Raw genomic sequence first — 17,528 nt, 5'->3', positions numbered from 1 at the left:
TCAGCACGTGATTTATAGCACGTAATACACAAGAAAACAATGAATAAAACATATAATCCTGGAAATTTAATAAAATACCGTAATCGGGATTGGATGGTTCTTCCTTCCAATGAAGATCAGATTATACTGGTAAAACCTCTTGGTGGTTCTGATGAAGAAACTACAGGTATTTTTTTGCCCTTAGCAAAAGATATTGAAGCGATAGAAAAAGCTACTTTTAAAGAACCTACTTCCAATCAAATCGGAAACTTTGAAACGGCAAAACTACTTTATAATGCATCAAGGCTTTCTTTAAGAAATGCAGCTGGACCATTCAGAAGTATGGGAAAACTATCTTTCAGACCCAGGTCCTACCAAGTGGTTCCATTGGTAATGGCATTAAAGCAGGATGTTACCCGATTATTGATTGCTGATGATGTGGGTATCGGAAAAACCATAGAAGCTTTATTGATCATCAAGGAACTTATTGAAAGAGGAGAAATTAAAAAATTTGCTGTAATATGTCCACCACACTTGTGCGAACAATGGCAGCAAGAGTTAAAAGATAAATTAGATATTGATGCTGAGATTATTCGTTCCAGTACAGCATCAAGATTAGATCGCATGGTAGCTGATGATCATTCAGTATTCTACCATATTCCATATCAGGTAATTTCAGTTGACTATATCAAAACTGATAAGCGTAGAAGTATTTTCTTAAATAACTGTCCTGAATTAGTTATTGTAGATGAAGCCCATACCTGTACACTTCCCAAAGGAGCCTCTTCAAAGAACCAACAACAACGATATAATTTGGTTCATGATGTTGCTATAAATCAAGGTCGTCACCTTGTTTTACTTACCGCTACACCACACAGCGGTAAGGATGAAGAATTTCTTTCTTTATTAGGTTTATTAAATCCTAATTTCCAACATTTGAATTTTGAAAGGCTTGAACAGGCAGACAGAAGAAAAATTGCTCAATATTTTATACAGCGAAAACGTGAAAATATTCGGAGATGGCTAAATGAAGATACTTTATTTCCTGAAAGAGATTCTAAAGAAATAGGTTTTACACTTTCAGAAGAAACAAAAGCTTTCTATAATGAATTGGTAGCTTTTGCAAGGGGAATTTCAGATGTGGAAACAGACAATGAGAATACCAGGCTCCTACGCTCCTGGGCTGCAATTGCTTTAATTAAAGGGGCTATGTCAAGTCCTAGTATGGCTAAAGAAATGTTGGAGAAACGGCAAGCAAAACTTACTATAGAAGACTTAACTGTAGAAGTTGGGCCTGAAGCTCTAGAATATACATTATTCGAAGAAAATGACTTTGGAGTTGATTTCTCCAGATCTGATTTATTAAATGCGGTTGATTATAAGACAAAAGAACTGGAAGGACTTACTAAGTTATTGAACAGTGCAGAATATCTGAATGAAAATACAGATGCAGATATTAAAATAAAGCATACCATTGATATTGTCAAAAAATGGTTAAAAGAAGGCTTTCAACCGATTATTTTCTGTCATTATATTTCTACAGCAAAATATGTAGAAGAAAAGCTAAAAGAAGCACTTCCTAAAAATATATTAGTACAGGCTATTACTTCTGAACTTGCAGATGAACAACGTAAGGAAGAGATTCAAAGAATGGGAGAACATGATAAAAGAGTTCTTGTAGCAACAGACTGCTTAAGTGAGGGAATAAATTTACAAGATTATTTCAATGCTGTTCTACATTATGATTTGCCTTGGAATCCCAATAGAATTGAACAAAGGGAAGGTCGTGTTGACCGTTTCGGACAGACATCTACACAGATTAAAACCTATATGCTTTATGGCGAAAATAATCCTATGGATAAATTTATTCTGGAAGTATTGATTCGTAAAGTCCGTGAAATTCAAAAAAGTATAGGTGTTACTATTCCCATCGGAGAAAATAATAAGTCATTGATGACTGAGTTGACTCAAAAACTTTTGAAGACTGAATCAGAAGCAGAACAATTAACACTATTTGTAGAAGATAAAATAAGAATTGATAATGAACTAGAAATGGCTCGTAAAAAGGGGGAAAACTTACGATCCATTTTTGCTCAAGAATCTGTGGATGCTGAAGCCATTAAAAAGGATTTACAAGAAGTAGATGAAGCCATTGGAGATCCCAAGATTGTAGAGAATTTTACATTATTTGCATTACAGGCATTAGGAGCATCAGTTGCTATTGATTCAGAAGGATATAAAGTACAAACAACAAATCTTCCAAAGCACTTACAAGTTGCTTTATTATCTAAACCAGAACAGCTGAAAGGTAAAACAGAAACCCGAATTGCTTTTATTTCACCTACTCCTAAGAATTATCAATATATAGGAAGAAATCATCGCTTTGTAGAGCAACTTTGTCATTATATTATAAGTAATGCTTTTGAAGAACAGGGCAATCCTTATGGTTTAGCAAGAACAAGTGTAATCCAAACCGACAGTGTTGAAAGTAAAACAACTCTAGTAATGTTTAGAGTGAGAAATGTTGTAAAAGAAGTGCGTTCTAAAAATGAATCGGTAGCTGAAGAAATGTATTTGTGGGGATATACCGAGAATTCAGAAGGTTTACAGCCTATAGACTTTACAAAAGCTCAACATTTATTGAATAAGGCAATACCTTTGAGCAATATGGCATTGGAACAGCAACAACAACTTTTAAATGCAGAATTAAAGTCATTTGAGACTAAGAAAGATGCATTTATAGAACTAGCAACTCAACGTGCAGATAAATTGGTAGAAGCACATGGCAGATTCAAAACATTAATTGGGGGACGAAGCTATGAAAAATCTACTCCAGTATTACCTCCTGATATTATGGGCATCTACATCCTCTTGCCAAAACCTAAAGCACTTTTTTAAACCATGAAACTAACAACAATAAATATACAAGGAAATATATTCACAAGTGAAATTCTGGAAAAAATACGTCAGGACGACATTAGCTTCCAGAAACCACAAGATTTTGGTTTAAAGCCAAATGAACAGGTCAGGGATGAAATAAGCAATGCATGGAGCTTGCTAAATACTCACTGGCAAATTTTTAAACAAAAGAAGAATGCTTTTTCAGAGACAGATAAAGGAATTTCAGAGACCCGAAAATACTGGATTGTTCCGCTTCTTAATCTTTTAGGGTATCAGGTCGCTTTTTCTAACGCCGAAATTGTGAACGGAAAGTCTTTTGCAGTATCCTATAGAGCCTCTAATAAAGATGATTTCCCTATACATATTGTTGGAAGTGAACAATCTATGGATAAAAAGGCAGAAAATGGTCCAAGGCTTTCACCACATTCACTGATCCAGGAATATATCAATTCTACCGAACATATTTATGGTTTTGTAACCAATGGGAACCATTTCCGTGTACTCCGTGATGCTACAAGGCTTTCAAGATTAAGTTATCTTGAATTCAATCTTGAACAAATGATGGAAGAAGGCCATTATGCAGAATTTGCAATTTTCTATCGATTACTTCACTCTTCTCGTATTAACGATAAAAAAGAAGATGGTAAAGATTCTATCCTAGAGTTTTATCATAACGATTCCTTAGCATCTGGGTCTCGTATTCGTGAACGACTAAGTTTAGCTGTAGAGCAGTCAATAATAACTTTAGCAAACGGATTGCTTTCACAACAAGAAAACTTTGAATTAAGAAATACTATTGAAGAAGGAAAATTATCTGCAAAAGAATATTATCTACATATATTGCGTTCAGTGTATCGTATTTTATTTCTTTTAGTCATAGAGGAACGAAATCTTATTTATAAAGAAAACCTCACAGAAAGTGAAAAGAAATTTAAAGATATTTACTACCAATATTACAGTATCCAACGTCTCACCTATCTTGTTAACAAATCTCTTTATATTGATCCGAAAAAAACAGATCTCTGGCAGTCATTGTTAACTACATTTAGGCTTTTTGAAGATAGTCACTATGGTAAAGAATTGGGAATTGATGCTCTTGGGTCTGGTATCTTTAATCAACATGCAATCGGTAGTATTGAAAAAACAATACTAAATAATAAATATGTACTCAATGTTTTTAAATACTTAGTTACTTTCGAGAATGAAAATCAACAAACCATTCGGGTAAACTATGCAGATCTGGATGTAGAAGAATTTGGTTCTGTGTATGAAGGATTACTAGAATTTGAGCCTGTAATAGAAAATGGAGAATTCAGATTTAAACAAGGAAATGATCGATCTGCATCGGGATCACACTACACTCCTGAAGAACTTGTAAAACCTCTCATTACTCACTCGTTAGATCATATTATAGCAAATAAGCTTAGAGAATCCGATCCAGAAAAAGCATTATTAAGTATTACAGTATGCGATGTTGCCTGTGGAAGTGGACATATTTTACTTTCTGCTGCCAGAAAAATTGGATTCGAATTAGCACGTTTAAGAAGTAATGAAGATCAACCGACACCATCTGTTCTTCGAACAGCAATTAGAGATGTCATTAAAAATTGTATTTACGGGGTTGATTTAAATCCATTGGCTGTAGAACTTTGTAAAGTAGCCCTATGGTTGGAAGCTCACGATCCAGGTGAACCATTAAACTTTTTAGATCACCACATCAAAAATGGAAATGCAATTATAGGATTGGCTCGTTATGAAAATCTTCACGAAGGTATTGCCAGTGAAGCCTTCAAAACTTTAGCAGGTGATGATAAGGCAATAGCATCTGCTTTAAAAAAACGTAATGATACAGAACGTAAACTTCAAATAAGCGAATTATTTGATTTAAATACAGTAGATACCGATTTTACGGATATACAAAAATCCATGGAGCAATTCAATCAGTTGCCTGAACATACTTCTGAACAGATTGCACAAAAATCCAAAATGTATTATGATTTAACCAATGGCAAGAAATGGTATCGACTTAAACAATTGGCTGATTTGCAAGTTGCACAATTTTTCATTCCCAAAACAGTAGAAAATAAAGACAAACTAACAACTTATAGCCAATATAAAACTTATCTTAATTCCGGAGCACAAATCTTAGATCGTGGTATCAGTATGGTAATTGCTGAACAGAAGAAGTTTTTTCACTGGTTTTTAGAATTTCCGGAAGTTTTTCAAAATGGAGGATTTGATTGTATTTTAGGAAATCCACCGTTTTTAGGTGGGCAAAAGTTAAGTGGAAATTATGGAACTAATTTCCTTGAATATATAAAATATACATACCGGCCGATTGGTGCAGTAGATTTAGTAACTTATTTTTTCAGAAGAATCTTTGATGTTATTAAGATCAATGGCTTCCAATCTTTAATTTCTACCAATACTATTGCACAAGGTTCCGCCCGAGAAGGTGGTTTGGATGTCATCTGTTCAAGTAATGGAGTGATTAACCATGCTATTCGTTCAATGAAGTGGCCAGGTCAGGCTGCAGTAGAAGTTTCATTAATTACCATTCATAAAGGTGAATGGAAAGATAAAATTATTTTAGATAATAAGGCAGTAGAAAGAATAACTTCATATTTAGATGATTCCGAAGTTAAATGAATACTCTGATTTTCTTTTGAAATGTAAGCTTCGTCAAAATCGATTGGAAATCGATTTACTCTTAGCTCACTTAATAGTAAGCGTAATAAAATTAAAGCTTTGCGTTAAAAAACTTTATGTATTCAATTAAAGTTGGATGGATTTTTAAACGCAAAGGAATAGTGATTTGAGTGCTTTATTGTAAGAATGCAAAGTAGGGCGACTTTGTCGCTGAATAAGCTGTATGAAAAAATATCAGTTCCATTAAAATCGAGCGGTATAGAGTCAATTTTACCTGAGCTGCCGGGAGAAAGCTATAACCACAAAGGCACAAAAGTTTTAGGAACACTTTAGGAGAATGAAGTTACAAATAAACTGCTGAGAAGTTCACATAAGTTTGTTGAAACCCTCTGATTTTCTTTTGAAATGAAGGGGTATGTTTTAAAAATGGCAAAAAAATATGCTAAATCTATGGTTTAAAAAAGATTTTCAAATTGACAAAATAACAATGCTCCACTAAAGTCTGTTATCCTGAAAAGCTTTCTTCAATTTTTATTTTATTGATTAACGGATTGGCATACATCGATAGGAAATATTCTTTAGAAACGGGATCAGAAGGATCAATACGCATTTCCAGTCTTCGGATAAACAGTTGTTTTTCCTGTTCGGTATACTGTGAAGCATAGGTCTGGGTATTATGAAGCAGATCATAGGCTATAAATTTCGTTGGCCATAGCTTATAATTCCTGATAATGGAATCATCAATGATCTGAGCAACAGCTTGCAGCTGCTTATTTTTATTCTCAATGGTAGCTGCAATATCATCCAGTTCTTTGTCAATGACATGACCGGCATGCAGATGAATTCTTTTCTTTTGACCCAATATACCACTAAGCATGGTGGTAAAATCTTCATTTTTACCTTTTATGTATTCCTCTTCTCTGTGTTTGGCCAGCAGTTGGGGCATTTTTAAAGAATCGGTAGGATCATATTCATAAGAGATGGAGATGGGAACAATCTTTAAAGATTTAAAATAATCCGTCAGGGACTGATCTCCCGCTGCCATTGCCAGCATTTTTAAAACGCCTTGCTGAGTAGCATCATTACCGTCTTTAGCACGGCCTTCACGCTGAGCAATCCATACAGAACGCTTTTCCTGGTGTAATTGCTGCTCAATATACTCGGACATGATTTGTGAGCTTTTAAGCTGATCACGCAGCGACAGCCCTCTCTGAACTAAAAAGTTACGGTTCAGTTTGGCCAATACATTCAGAAACTTTCTCCCAACAAGGTTGTCACCAATGGCCGAAGCGGTCATAATGTGGCCGCTCTCCAGTAAGGCAAGGTTAAGTAGGGAAGTGTCCAAGACAATATCCCTGTGATTCGAAATGAAAAGGTAAGGGGTATTTTTATCCAGCTGATCGAAACCTGAAGTCGTCAAACCGTCAGAACTTTTCGTAAGGATCTGACGAACGGTTTGTGCTATAAAATGCCTCTGAAAATCACTGATGGAATGAATATTTTTAAACTGTTCCAGCCAAATTTGCTCATCCGTATCTGGAAAAGTAAAATTCATCAGCGCTTTCATCATAGGGTCGCGGGATACACTCCCTAACGCTTCATTCACCTCCTGATCATGGAAATACCGGATTTCATCAAACTTCGACATGCAATTATTTAAAATTTAAAACCTTTTTGCAAAAGAACAAAAATTATATGAGAATGCCGTAGAATGTAGATGAAAGTATTATGATTGGCTTAGAAGTTAGATAAATAATGAACTTAGAAGTGTAGAAAGTGGGAAATAAAGACGACCACTTTTACAAGTGATCGTCTATTTACTTTTATAGTATGGGGTAAATTTATTCCCAAATTAAACACTTCGTGATAAGCAGCAATGCAATTATCTTTCTTTTCAAATTGTTTTTTAATATTTTTAATTGAGAAATAATTATCAATTTTATGAAGTATCTACTTACTATATAGAAAAGACTTGTTAATGTTTTTAATTTTTGATAGTCAGTAAGTTATTTTTTACAAGTGATACCATTTTTTTTCTATTGTTTAATATCTTCGTATGATTTTTTTATAACACTCTTATTTAGTCTTAATTTTTACTAATTTAGAAAGAATTTGAGGGGAACCTCCTTTGAAATCTCCTTTTGTATTTACGAATTGTTGGAAATTTGTAAAATATTTATCTATCTTATTGTAATTATGATTTCCAACAGCAATATAATATCCTTGGTCCCATAGCTTTTCTTTTAAATGATGGTTATACCATTGTATTACCTCTAGCCAACTCTCTGTATTATAATTATATGGTGTTTCTGTGATAATAGTGTCTGCTAGTGTTTTTAGGTTTTTAGTTTGGACATAAGTTTGAAAGAACCTTTTAAAACATTTATCCTCCCTAGAGTCTACATCCCGGATAATTCTTTTTTCATTATTGAAATCAAGATTATCATAATCATTAGTTACTCTGGAATTCCAAAAAGTACCATAAGATATTAAACAATTCAGTAAGATACCATAATTATCCCAAATTTCCTTACCATAATTATCCAGAGGGATAAGCTCGTAAAATTTATTTTTTATTAGAGTTATTTCATCATAATCTGGCTGTTCTTCATAATCAATTAAATGACTGCTGTTTGTGTTTCCAACATATCTTCCATCCAAATTTGTAGGATGATCTTCCAATTTCCAAATTTCTGATATGATAGCATAGAAATTATTTTTCTCAAAATCTTTACGAATATTAGTAATATAATTATATTTCAAAAATTCTTCATTTTCCTTTTCTTCATCATCGATTTCATCATCTTGTTTAAATGTTTGTTTTAGAATATTTTCAAAACCATTATTAGAAAATAAAATTGCATCTTCAATATTTTTAATCACACCCCTATTAAAATTGTGGTATCTATTATAAAATATACGTAAACAAAAAATCAAATTATCATCAATAGATTTGTGATTATAACTCTCCAATACTTTTAATACAGACCATGCTAAAACCATTTTATTCCTTTCTGTATTTCTATTTTTATCTTTTACATTAGCAAACCAATTTGTATTATCATTATTTAATAGTTGTATGATTTCATTTTTTAATTGAAATATCCAGTTTAAATAAATATTTTTTTGATTACAATGTCCTTCGATCTTTCCAGAATTTAAAAGTGTAATAGCATTGATATAGCTTTCAATTTTGCAAAGACCATTTTCTTGAAAGCAAGCTAATAATTCATTATGTGTTGGGAGCTCAAACTTTTTATCTTTTGGTTCTTTCTGTATTCCTATTTTGTTTATAGAATTTTCCATACCTGCAATACAGTATATAAACTCATTAAATACTATATCTGCATTTTCATGATCACCTCTTATTAACCAAAAAAGATTTTGCCATAATTCCCATTTCTCTCCCCATTGATTTTTTTCGTCTAAAGTTTCAATGTTCATCAATAGGTCTGCCTTGAGATTTTCATTAGACTGCATATTCTCACCCCGAGCATTCATATAAATATATAATTCTTCTCCTTGCTCACTAATATTAGTGTCAAAATACCAAAATTGAACATTGCTTAATACATAATCTTTGAAAGGTTTTATTTCATCTATATTTATATCAATATAATTGCTAATAACTAATATATTGTTTATAATTGATTGTATAGTTTTATCATTCTCATAAAAATTATAATACCAATATTGGTCTTTTAATTCAATATCTTTATTTTGAGTTATATGTGATATAGTATGATTAAGGAATAATAAACTGGCTTCTCTTACACGATATTCTATAAATGATTTTTCATTGTTAAAAAACGACTTGCGAAATATTTCATTAAATTCTTTATCTTTTGATGCTAAAACGGCTAAAATCAGATAGATGGTAGTCAATCTTTGTTGGCCATCAATCAGAAAATACTTATCCGGATATTCGCGGTCACTATAAGCATATATAAATCCAATATTTGAACTATACTTTATAGAATTATAGTAATCTAATAATGTTTTTTCAAAAGATTTATCGGAATCAATTGTAACAATTAATTCATTTTTATTGTTTTCAAATATTGAATAATCATCTATTATTGATTTGAGTAATCCCTCCACCTGAGTTTGAGTCCAGACATAATCTCTCTGAATTTCTGGAACTGTTATGGCTTCAATATTTTTATTTGTAAAAAGTTCTTTAATATTGTATTTACCTGCTTTCATTTGATTGTTGCTTTTTTAAATCATTATTCAAATCCATTATTCGATTTTTTATAATTATTTTATGACTATCAATATTGGTCTTTGTCCATCTGGTAAAATCATCAGGATCAGTTTCGAACATAGATTTTGTAAATACTTCAATAGTGTGTGAAGGAATAAATCCGCCAGATTTTATTCTGTTGAGAATTTTTGTTCTTTTTTCATCATAAAAACCACATCCATTTAAGATATTATCAACATTAGATAATAAGCACATATTACCTAAATGATGAATATAACCAGATCTTTGGATTGCATCAGTATAGACTTCTTTTTCTTCCTTGGTTCGCTCTGGTTTTTTTAAAACTTTTGAAACATAATTTTTGTCTTCAGCTTTTATCATTTCTAAAATATTTGCCTTATCTGTTTCTGCCAATACATTTTTTTTCCCTTCAGGAGATTGTGGAAAGATATGTTCTAATGTCCATTTCTCATTTATATAACTATAAAAGTTAAATTTCTCAGCAGATGAAAAGACACTTAATGCTAAAAGAATTTTATGAATATCATCTTTACTATCCTCATAATTTATCTCATCGAATTCTATAGGGATAACTTGAATGATTTTTTCTAATAGATGTTTATGAAATTCATTTTTAGATAGGCACTTTAAATAGTTAGCAAAGTTTATGATAGATAAATTAGAGCCCCTGTGAAAAAATAAATAGCCTAATCTATTATGAATAATAGGGGTTTTAAACCAATCTTTCAATCCCCAGAATGAATTATATAGCTCTTCTTGAAGAGTTCTTATGTCTTTTTGATTGAAGAAATTAAATAATTCGTGATGATTTGTATTTTCTTGGAAATGTTGATTAGTATTCATAGTCTTAGCCACTAAAACTAAAAAACCGAACATTGGATTTATGAATTTACCAAAGAAAAAAGACTTTATTTCTTTGGTATTGACCCAGTTTTCTATTTCGTCCCATCTTTTTCCCAGAATAAGCCGCTGTTCTTGTATTTCTCGGAATGTTTTTTTTTGTAAACTTTCATTAAGACGTGCATACTTGGTAATAAACAGAGCCTTTATAAGCTCTGTTTCGGTTAATGGTATTTTATTACTATTTAAATTTGAAAATATTTTTTCACTATTAACATGCTCTACAACATTTACAATAATTTGTACCTGATTTAAAACAAAATCATAAAAATCCTTAATATCATCTTGACGTATCTCATTAATAAATTGATGACATTTTTGCAGAGCACAAAATATATAATATGTGTCTTGATCGTTGAATGGTTGATTATCTACAAGCAAACCCTTTTGCTTATCCCAACTGCATTCAAATAGTTTTGAAATTTGATCTTTATTATAAATATATTGCTGAAAAAAGTTGGAGCGTACGGCATAATCCAATTTTAGATTTGATATATTACTTTCATTAAGTATGAAAGAAAAAGTTGAAAGTAAAATGGAAAGTGTCGTCAATCTTTGTTGCCCGTCAATTACTTCTAAATAAACTGTTTGATTATTCTTTTTAAGAGTAATATATTGTAAGTAGTAATCAATTGGTACTTTACTTTCGCGAGATTTACAGAATGCAACCCACAAATCTTCTAAAAGAATTGATACTGCTCCATTTTTATCTGAGCCCCATTTATATCCTCGCTGATAAGCAGCTATATGAAAGTATTGGACATCATAATCCAATAAGCATCCTTCAGTATCAGTAGAAAATAAATTCTTGACGTTATATATAAGCTCGGCCATTTGTTTTTTTTATAATCGTTACTAGTTTTGGACATGGAAATTCCCATGAATGATGGATATAGATCACAATGATAAGTAAAATCTTTAATTCCTGATTATGGGAAAACGTAAAATTTGATAAACCTCCATTATACATGCTTTAAGAAATTTCATAAAATATTGGTTTTGGCTCTTAATCTGGATTAAGACTGGAACCACAAAAAGATTTCTCAATTTGAACAGAAAGAAATTATTTAAGATCCTTACTGGAAAAAATTTATGAAGTATTGAAAATTCGGATGGAAGCGCTTTTGAATTTTGATGAAAAACAAGCGGTGGATATTATTGCTAATTTTTTTTGAGATCATACTTTTATAATTTTCTGAGAGTAAATTTCTACATCTTTTTGTTAGATTCTTTGAGAAATTATCCTAGAAAATATTCTAACCAAAATGTTGTTTCAGGTTGAGGAAGTTGCCATTTATTAATTAGGAATTTTAAAATTTTTTGGCTCCTTTCATCAATGTTAATCGTTTCCCAACTATCATAACTTAAAAGTTCTTTTTCGGATTCATAAATAATATTATTATTGTTTATAGCATTATTTATACGGATTTTATGGGCATTGAAGTCTCTTAATGTTTGGCTATTATTTGACATAAATATATTTCCTAAGGCATAAGAATATTTTCTTTTTTTTGCAACTCCTAAACGATTGATGTCTTTATAAGAAGTTCTTATTTTCATCTCTTCTTCAGGATAGATTCTATTAACACTAATTTCTCGCTCCACCATATTTCCAGATAAATCTTCTTCATATTCCTTTAAAATAAAATGAATTCCATCCCAGGTATAAAAATAGTTCCCAAGTGATAAATTGCGATTTACATCTGTCCACGTAAAATGGCTTACTCTGTTTTTTAATAATTGGTCTTTAAGAGAAATTCCTGATTCTGCTGCATTTCCGGTTCTAAAATATTTATTGATATCTCTAAAAGTAGCTTCCTGATTATAATTAGTTTTGTTACCATGTAATAAAAAGCACATAATATTATGTCTCTCAGCAGCCCATAAAAACTGTTCTATAGTAAATAAGGCTTGTTCTTGTTCTTCGGAGATTATGTCGTCTTCTTTTTTGGGCAACAGACGAACTAAAATTGCTAATATTAGATTGAGCATATACCTACCATAACCAAAAGGAAAGCTAGTAAGTCTTAATAGAGATCTTTGAATATTGGAAGTGTAATGATATCTAAAGTCCAAATCCTGATCTACTTCATATGGATTATGGATGAAGTACCATAATATGACAGATTCCTTCATACAATTTAACCATTTTCGAAGCTCTATAGGGTTCATAATGTATTGATTATTATGAATATTCATCAAATCAAAATCTTTTTCAAATAGAATTTTTTGATAAGACTTAAAATCACTGGCTACCATTTTTTCGTGGGAAAAATATAGTAACCAAAAGGCTTTAAGAAAGGCATCATCATCCATTACTTTTTTAGGATTGGGATTTCGTCCAAGCCATTTATAGATTTCAAGCCAAGTCTTATTGATAGAGTTTCGTTTGGCTAGTATTTGTGTTTGTCCAAAGTTTTGTTTTGATACAAGGTATAAAATCCTATTCTTAAACCTTTCAAGTCCAGACAGTTGTTTGCCTCTAAAGTTTAGAGTTTCGAAAACCATAGAGATATCAAGATTGCTTCCTTCTGTTTCACTAAGGTTGAGCACTGAAAAAAGTAAACGTTCTGTAATTTTTATAATGAAATCTTTAACGTTGTTTTGCGACCAATCTTTCAATTTTTGTTGAAAAAATACTTTAGCAAAATCTAAATTATGAGTGTAAAGAGTCTCCACATCTTCTGTACCATAGGATTCATCTTCAAATATTTCTCTAATTAAATAATTGTGGGAGGGTACATCTACATGATATCCAAATAAGTATTTGCTTCCAGAATCATATATAAAAAAATATTCTTCAGTTATTTTCTGACGATGCTCAGATTCCTTAAGCTTTTGACATAATTGAGAAAGTAAAATTAATATAGTTGTTATACGTTGTTGTCCGTCTACTAGATTATAAGCTTGATAATATTTCTCATTAAGCTTTACTTGTTTTTTTTCATTATCAATCAAATTTTCAAACCCTTCTTTGGACAAATTTTCAAAATCATAATCTGAGAAATTATTGATAGTAAGTATTCCTGTAAAATGATAAGCATTATTCTGCAAATGAATATTTGAAAGGTCTGCCCAAAGGTCATCTAATTGAGCTTCCTCCCATGAATAACCTCTTTGGTAATCAGGAATGCGAAATATTTTGTTATGGAATATCTGTTTAAATGGTAATATTTCAGACATGATTTTTAGTTTATGTGGTTATTGTTTTTTTATTTCCTATTGCTAATCACTATAATAGCATGTTAAAATTATAAGCTAATTACAATTAAGATAAAAATAGTGAAAATTGCTTTATTGTATTATGGTTTACCGTAATTGAATAATAAGATAGGCTTAAATTTTTAGACAATAATATTTTATTAAAAAATAAAATCATAAATTATATTTTATCCCATTTTCCCATTTCTTTTATTTTAACATTATCAACAATCTTTGCATAAACTTGTGTTGTCCGGATGCTTGTATGTCCCAATAATTTGCTGACTACTTCTATAGGAATACCTAATGAAATTGATACTGTTGCAAAAGTATGTCTTGCCACATGGCATGTAAGTTTTTTATTAAAATCTAATGTAGTTCCAATTTTTTTCAAAACTCTGTTGGTTACTTTATTACAGTATACTTTGAAAATGTAATTTTCACTAAAAGGCTTTTCTGGGATAAAACTTTTTGCTTTTTTGCTGAGAGGAATATTTACTAAGTATCCTGTTTTATGCATTCTAAGGTGTATTGAATCATTAACTAAAGAGTCTTCTGAGAAGCTTTTTAAATCAGAATACCGAAGTCCTGTATAACAGGCAAATAAGAAATAACTAAGAATCTCCTTTTGTATTGGCTCAGAAAAATCATCTTTTAAATAATATTCGGTAAGTGTATTTAGCTCTTCAATTGAGAGAAAATCTCTCTTTCCGTCCACCTTTTTTATGGAAGTATACTGAAATGGATTTGTTTTTATATATCCAAAACGGATAGAAATGTTAACGAATGTTCGTAATACCCTTAAACTTTTACTCGCTGTGTTTTCATTATTTCCGAGGGTATAAAGCATGTATTGCTTATAATCATTGATAAATTTCTCATTAATATCTGAAAAATAAATTTCCTTTTTAAATTTAAGGATTTTAGTAATTTGAGACTTATATCCAAACCAGGTTTCTGATTTGAATTTAGCCTTATTTTCTTCCAAATAGTCTAAGATATAATCTGTGAAACTTTTTTCATCAGAATTGTGATTTAATGATAGTAATCGTTCTTTAAACTGGGTTAGGGTTAGTGGGAATTCTTCATTGATAAAATTGTTAACCAATAATTTAATAGACTTTTTATCTATTGCCTCTAAAATCATATTATACCTTTCATGATTTTTATTTTGAGTTTTGACTCTTTGATTTCTCAAGGACCAGTCTCGTAAAGGGATTGTAACAGGAGTAGCTGTTTCTATTTTTTTTCCTTTTAAAAATGCTCTTAAATAAATTGGATATAAACCTTGTTTGTTTTTTTCTCTTTTTTGTACAAACCGATAGCTTATCTGTATGCTCATAGTAACTGAAGTATTTGTGAAGTGAATTTATTCATAATATGTAAAGAGATAATTTTAAAATGATAAAAATCAGTAGATATTGAATCAAATTATGGAGATTGGAAAACCTATGCCTCTAGCGGCTAATAAAGGGAAAAGTTTTCAAGGTAGTATAGTGTTGGGAAAGGGATTTGTTTTGACACCCGAAGAAGCTTTGGCTTTGATTGATAAAGATCCCCGAAACAAAGAAGTGCTGTTTCCTTATCTCAATGGTGAGGATTTAAATAACAATCCTGGACAACATCCTTCAAGGTGGGTAATTAACTTTTTTGATTGGGATGAAGAGAAAGCAAAGACTTATCCTGATTGTTATGAAATCATAGAGAAGTTGGTTAAACCGGAAAGACAACGCTGGAAAAGAGATAATAATGATAATGAAATTATAGGTGTTTATGCTCAAAGAGGAAGCCGTGCAACAAAGAAGCCATAAATTGGAAAACCTATGCCTCTAGCGGCTAATAAAGGGAAAAGTTTTCAAGGTAGTATTGTACTTGGAAAAGGGTTTGTTTTATCTCCTGAAGAAGCCGAAAAACTCATTAAAAAAGACCCACGTAATAAGGATGTACTTTTCCCTTATTTAAATGGTGATGACTTAAATAATGATCCTGAACAAAAACCATCTAGATGGGTTATTAATTTCTTTGATTGGGATGAAGAGAAAGCAAAGACCTATCCTGATTGTTATGAAATTATAGAGAAGTTGGTTAAGCCAGAAAGACAACGATGGAAAAGAGATAATAATGATAATGAAATTATCGGAACGTATGCATTAAGAAAGCCTTTACCTCAAAAGTGGTGGATATATGGTGAAAAAAGACCAGCTCTTTACAATGCCATATCTGAGTTAGACCAGGTAATGGTTATTGCCCAAGTTTCTAAAACTACTGCATTTGCTTTCACAAAACCAAATAAAGTTTTAGATGCTAAATTAAATGTATTCGCAAATAATTCGTTTACAATGTTTGCCTTTTTACAATCAAATTTTCACATATATTGGGCTTGGAAATATTCTAGCACAATGAAAGCTGATTTAAGTTATGCCCCAACACAGGTTTTTGAAACATTTCCTTTTCCAGAAGAAATTTCACGAGATATGAGAAATGAGATTGAAGATTTAGGAAGGAATTATTACAATGTTAGAAAGTTAATAATGCTCAAATATAAAATTGGCTTGACTCGATTTTATAATATATATCACTCTAAAGGAATACAAAATGAAATAGATCTAAAAAATAAACACTTAAGTTTCCTAATAAAATATTTGTCAAGAGTACAAATTAATATTGAAACTAATGAAATTGTTAGTGATTTTAGTGATTTTAGGAGAATTGCTATAAAACTGGATAAACTAATTATAGAATCATATAAATGGAGTGACATAGATTTAAGTCATGATTTTTATGAGCTTGAATATCTGCCAGAAAATGATAGGATACGTTTTTCTGTTCATCCAGATGCCCGTAAGGAAGTATTAAAACGGTTATTGATGCTTAATCATCAACGTCACAAAGAGGAAATATCCGAAGGTTCAAAAAGCATTAAACCTATAAATAAAAAGGCAGGTAATAAAATGAAAGAAAACAATTTCCCGAAGTTATTTTAATCTTCGGGAAACAAAGTATTTGAATTTTTTGAAACAATTTTCGATCTTTTATTAACAATTTTATATAAAGTATCACACTTTGATTGCTCAAGATTTAATAATAGTAATCGATTTAAGATTTCTTTTCTAGTAGTTGGATGTATTGTAAACCTTATTCGGTCTTTTTCAGGAAGATTCTCTAATTCATAAAAGCTATGCTTCAAATCAATATCATTCCATTTATATAATTTAATGATTTCGGAATCAATCGATTTGTATAGCTCTCTTAGTTTAATTATATCATCATATATTTCACCTTTATTATTAAGGTAAATATCATGAAATTTATTTTGTAAATCTGTTAGACCTAATTGATAATTCTTCATTATTTTCAAACGAGTTAGATGAAGCTCGTTTCCCAAGCTATTTAATTTCTCAGATTTAACTATCGGATAGGGAAACGTCTCAAAAGCGTTCGTACCAGAATAACGTAATGTAGAAGCTCCCATTGTTGAACTATTTTTCCATGCCCAGACATCATGGACAGAAGAATTTAATATGGCTAATTCTGAAAACGTATTGAGAGCAAATACCACAGTTGCCTCAGAAAAGACAATATCATTTTTACAAATAGAAATCAATAAATATTTAGCATGACGATTTAAAACCATTACCTGGTCTAACTCAGATATGGCATTGTAAAGAGC

Annotated in this window: 10 protein-coding genes; 4 read left to right on the top strand and 6 right to left on the bottom strand. The window is 31.0% G+C overall.

Annotated elements, in window-relative coordinates; genetic code table 11:
• Positions 1 to 39 precede the first annotated feature (39 nt).
• Together B8967_RS18915 and B8967_RS18910 are read left to right on the top strand one after the other, a co-directional pair.
• The gene (locus tag B8967_RS18915) at positions 40 to 2,877 is read left to right on the top strand and encodes a helicase-related protein (protein WP_084087186.1); all 2,838 of its coding nucleotides are present in this window, start codon (positions 40 to 42) and stop codon (positions 2,875 to 2,877) included.
• A gap of 3 nt (positions 2,878 to 2,880) precedes the next feature.
• A complete protein-coding gene (locus B8967_RS18910; RefSeq protein ID WP_084087185.1) occupies positions 2,881 to 5,529 on the top strand; it encodes an Eco57I restriction-modification methylase domain-containing protein in 2,649 nt (882 codons plus the stop codon).
• A 505-nt stretch (positions 5,530 to 6,034) separates the two neighbouring features.
• Here B8967_RS18910 and B8967_RS18905 read toward each other — a convergent pair.
• From B8967_RS18905 to B8967_RS18885, 5 genes are all read right to left on the bottom strand, one after another.
• Positions 6,035 to 7,177, bottom strand: coding sequence for a 1-acyl-sn-glycerol-3-phosphate acyltransferase (locus B8967_RS18905; protein ID WP_084087184.1), 1,143 nt, complete (start codon positions 7,175 to 7,177; stop codon positions 6,035 to 6,037).
• 428 nt (positions 7,178 to 7,605) lie between these two features.
• Positions 7,606 to 9,735 (bottom strand): DUF262 domain-containing protein, encoded by a 2,130-nt coding sequence (locus B8967_RS18900; protein ID WP_084087182.1) that lies wholly within the window; start codon positions 9,733 to 9,735, stop codon positions 7,606 to 7,608.
• Positions 9,722 to 11,491, bottom strand: a complete 1,770-nt coding sequence (locus tag B8967_RS18895) for a DUF262 domain-containing protein (protein WP_084087180.1) — start codon at positions 11,489 to 11,491, stop codon at positions 9,722 to 9,724. The genes B8967_RS18900 and B8967_RS18895 overlap by 14 nt, the downstream gene beginning before the upstream one ends.
• 405 nt (positions 11,492 to 11,896) lie before the next feature.
• Positions 11,897 to 13,840 carry a DUF262 domain-containing protein gene (locus B8967_RS18890; protein WP_084087178.1) on the bottom strand — a complete coding sequence of 648 codons (1,944 nt, stop codon included), beginning with the start codon at positions 13,838 to 13,840 and terminating at the stop codon, positions 11,897 to 11,899.
• A 199-nt stretch (positions 13,841 to 14,039) separates the two neighbouring features.
• On the bottom strand, positions 14,040 to 15,200 hold the full coding sequence (locus B8967_RS18885) for a site-specific integrase (RefSeq protein WP_084087176.1): 1,161 nt from the start codon (positions 15,198 to 15,200) through the stop codon (positions 14,040 to 14,042).
• Between the two features lie 91 nt (positions 15,201 to 15,291).
• On the opposite strand from B8967_RS18885, the gene B8967_RS18880 reads away from it, so the two are divergent.
• Positions 15,292 to 15,669, top strand: coding sequence for a hypothetical protein (locus tag B8967_RS18880; RefSeq protein WP_084087174.1), 378 nt, complete (start codon positions 15,292 to 15,294; stop codon positions 15,667 to 15,669).
• A 12-nt stretch (positions 15,670 to 15,681) separates the two neighbouring features.
• A complete protein-coding gene (locus B8967_RS18875; RefSeq protein ID WP_084087172.1) occupies positions 15,682 to 16,842 on the top strand; it encodes a type IIL restriction-modification enzyme MmeI in 1,161 nt (386 codons plus the stop codon).
• On the opposite strand, the gene B8967_RS22590 is transcribed toward B8967_RS18875, so the two are convergent.
• Positions 16,839 to 17,528, bottom strand: a 690-nt coding sequence (locus B8967_RS22590) for a type IIL restriction-modification enzyme MmeI (RefSeq protein ID WP_228406255.1), incomplete at its 5' end; no start/stop codon positions are given. The genes B8967_RS18875 and B8967_RS22590 overlap by 4 nt on opposite strands.

The organism is Chryseobacterium sp. YR221 (genome assembly GCF_900176315.1).
Lineage (GTDB): Bacteria > Bacteroidota > Bacteroidia > Flavobacteriales > Weeksellaceae > Chryseobacterium > Chryseobacterium rhizosphaerae.
Note: the sequence above shows the minus strand (reverse complement) of the source record. Positions and strands in the feature narration are given on the sequence as shown.

What these genes read in the sequence shown, in the direction of transcription:
- B8967_RS18915 (WP_084087186.1), top strand. Translation starts at nt 40, where the DNA reads ATGAATAAAACATATAATCCTGGAAATTTAATAAAATACCGTAATCGG.
- B8967_RS18885 (WP_084087176.1), bottom strand. Translation starts at nt 15,200, where the DNA reads ATGAGCATACAGATAAGCTATCGGTTTGTACAAAAAAGAGAAAAAAAC.
- B8967_RS18895 (WP_084087180.1), bottom strand. Translation starts at nt 11,491, where the DNA reads ATGGCCGAGCTTATATATAACGTCAAGAATTTATTTTCTACTGATACT.
- B8967_RS18900 (WP_084087182.1), bottom strand. Translation starts at nt 9,735, where the DNA reads ATGAAAGCAGGTAAATACAATATTAAAGAACTTTTTACAAATAAAAAT.
- B8967_RS18890 (WP_084087178.1), bottom strand. Translation starts at nt 13,840, where the DNA reads ATGTCTGAAATATTACCATTTAAACAGATATTCCATAACAAAATATTT.
- B8967_RS18880 (WP_084087174.1), top strand. Translation starts at nt 15,292, where the DNA reads ATGGAGATTGGAAAACCTATGCCTCTAGCGGCTAATAAAGGGAAAAGT.
- B8967_RS18905 (WP_084087184.1), bottom strand. Translation starts at nt 7,177, where the DNA reads ATGTCGAAGTTTGATGAAATCCGGTATTTCCATGATCAGGAGGTGAAT.
- B8967_RS18875 (WP_084087172.1), top strand. Translation starts at nt 15,682, where the DNA reads ATGCCTCTAGCGGCTAATAAAGGGAAAAGTTTTCAAGGTAGTATTGTA.
- B8967_RS18910 (WP_084087185.1), top strand. Translation starts at nt 2,881, where the DNA reads ATGAAACTAACAACAATAAATATACAAGGAAATATATTCACAAGTGAA.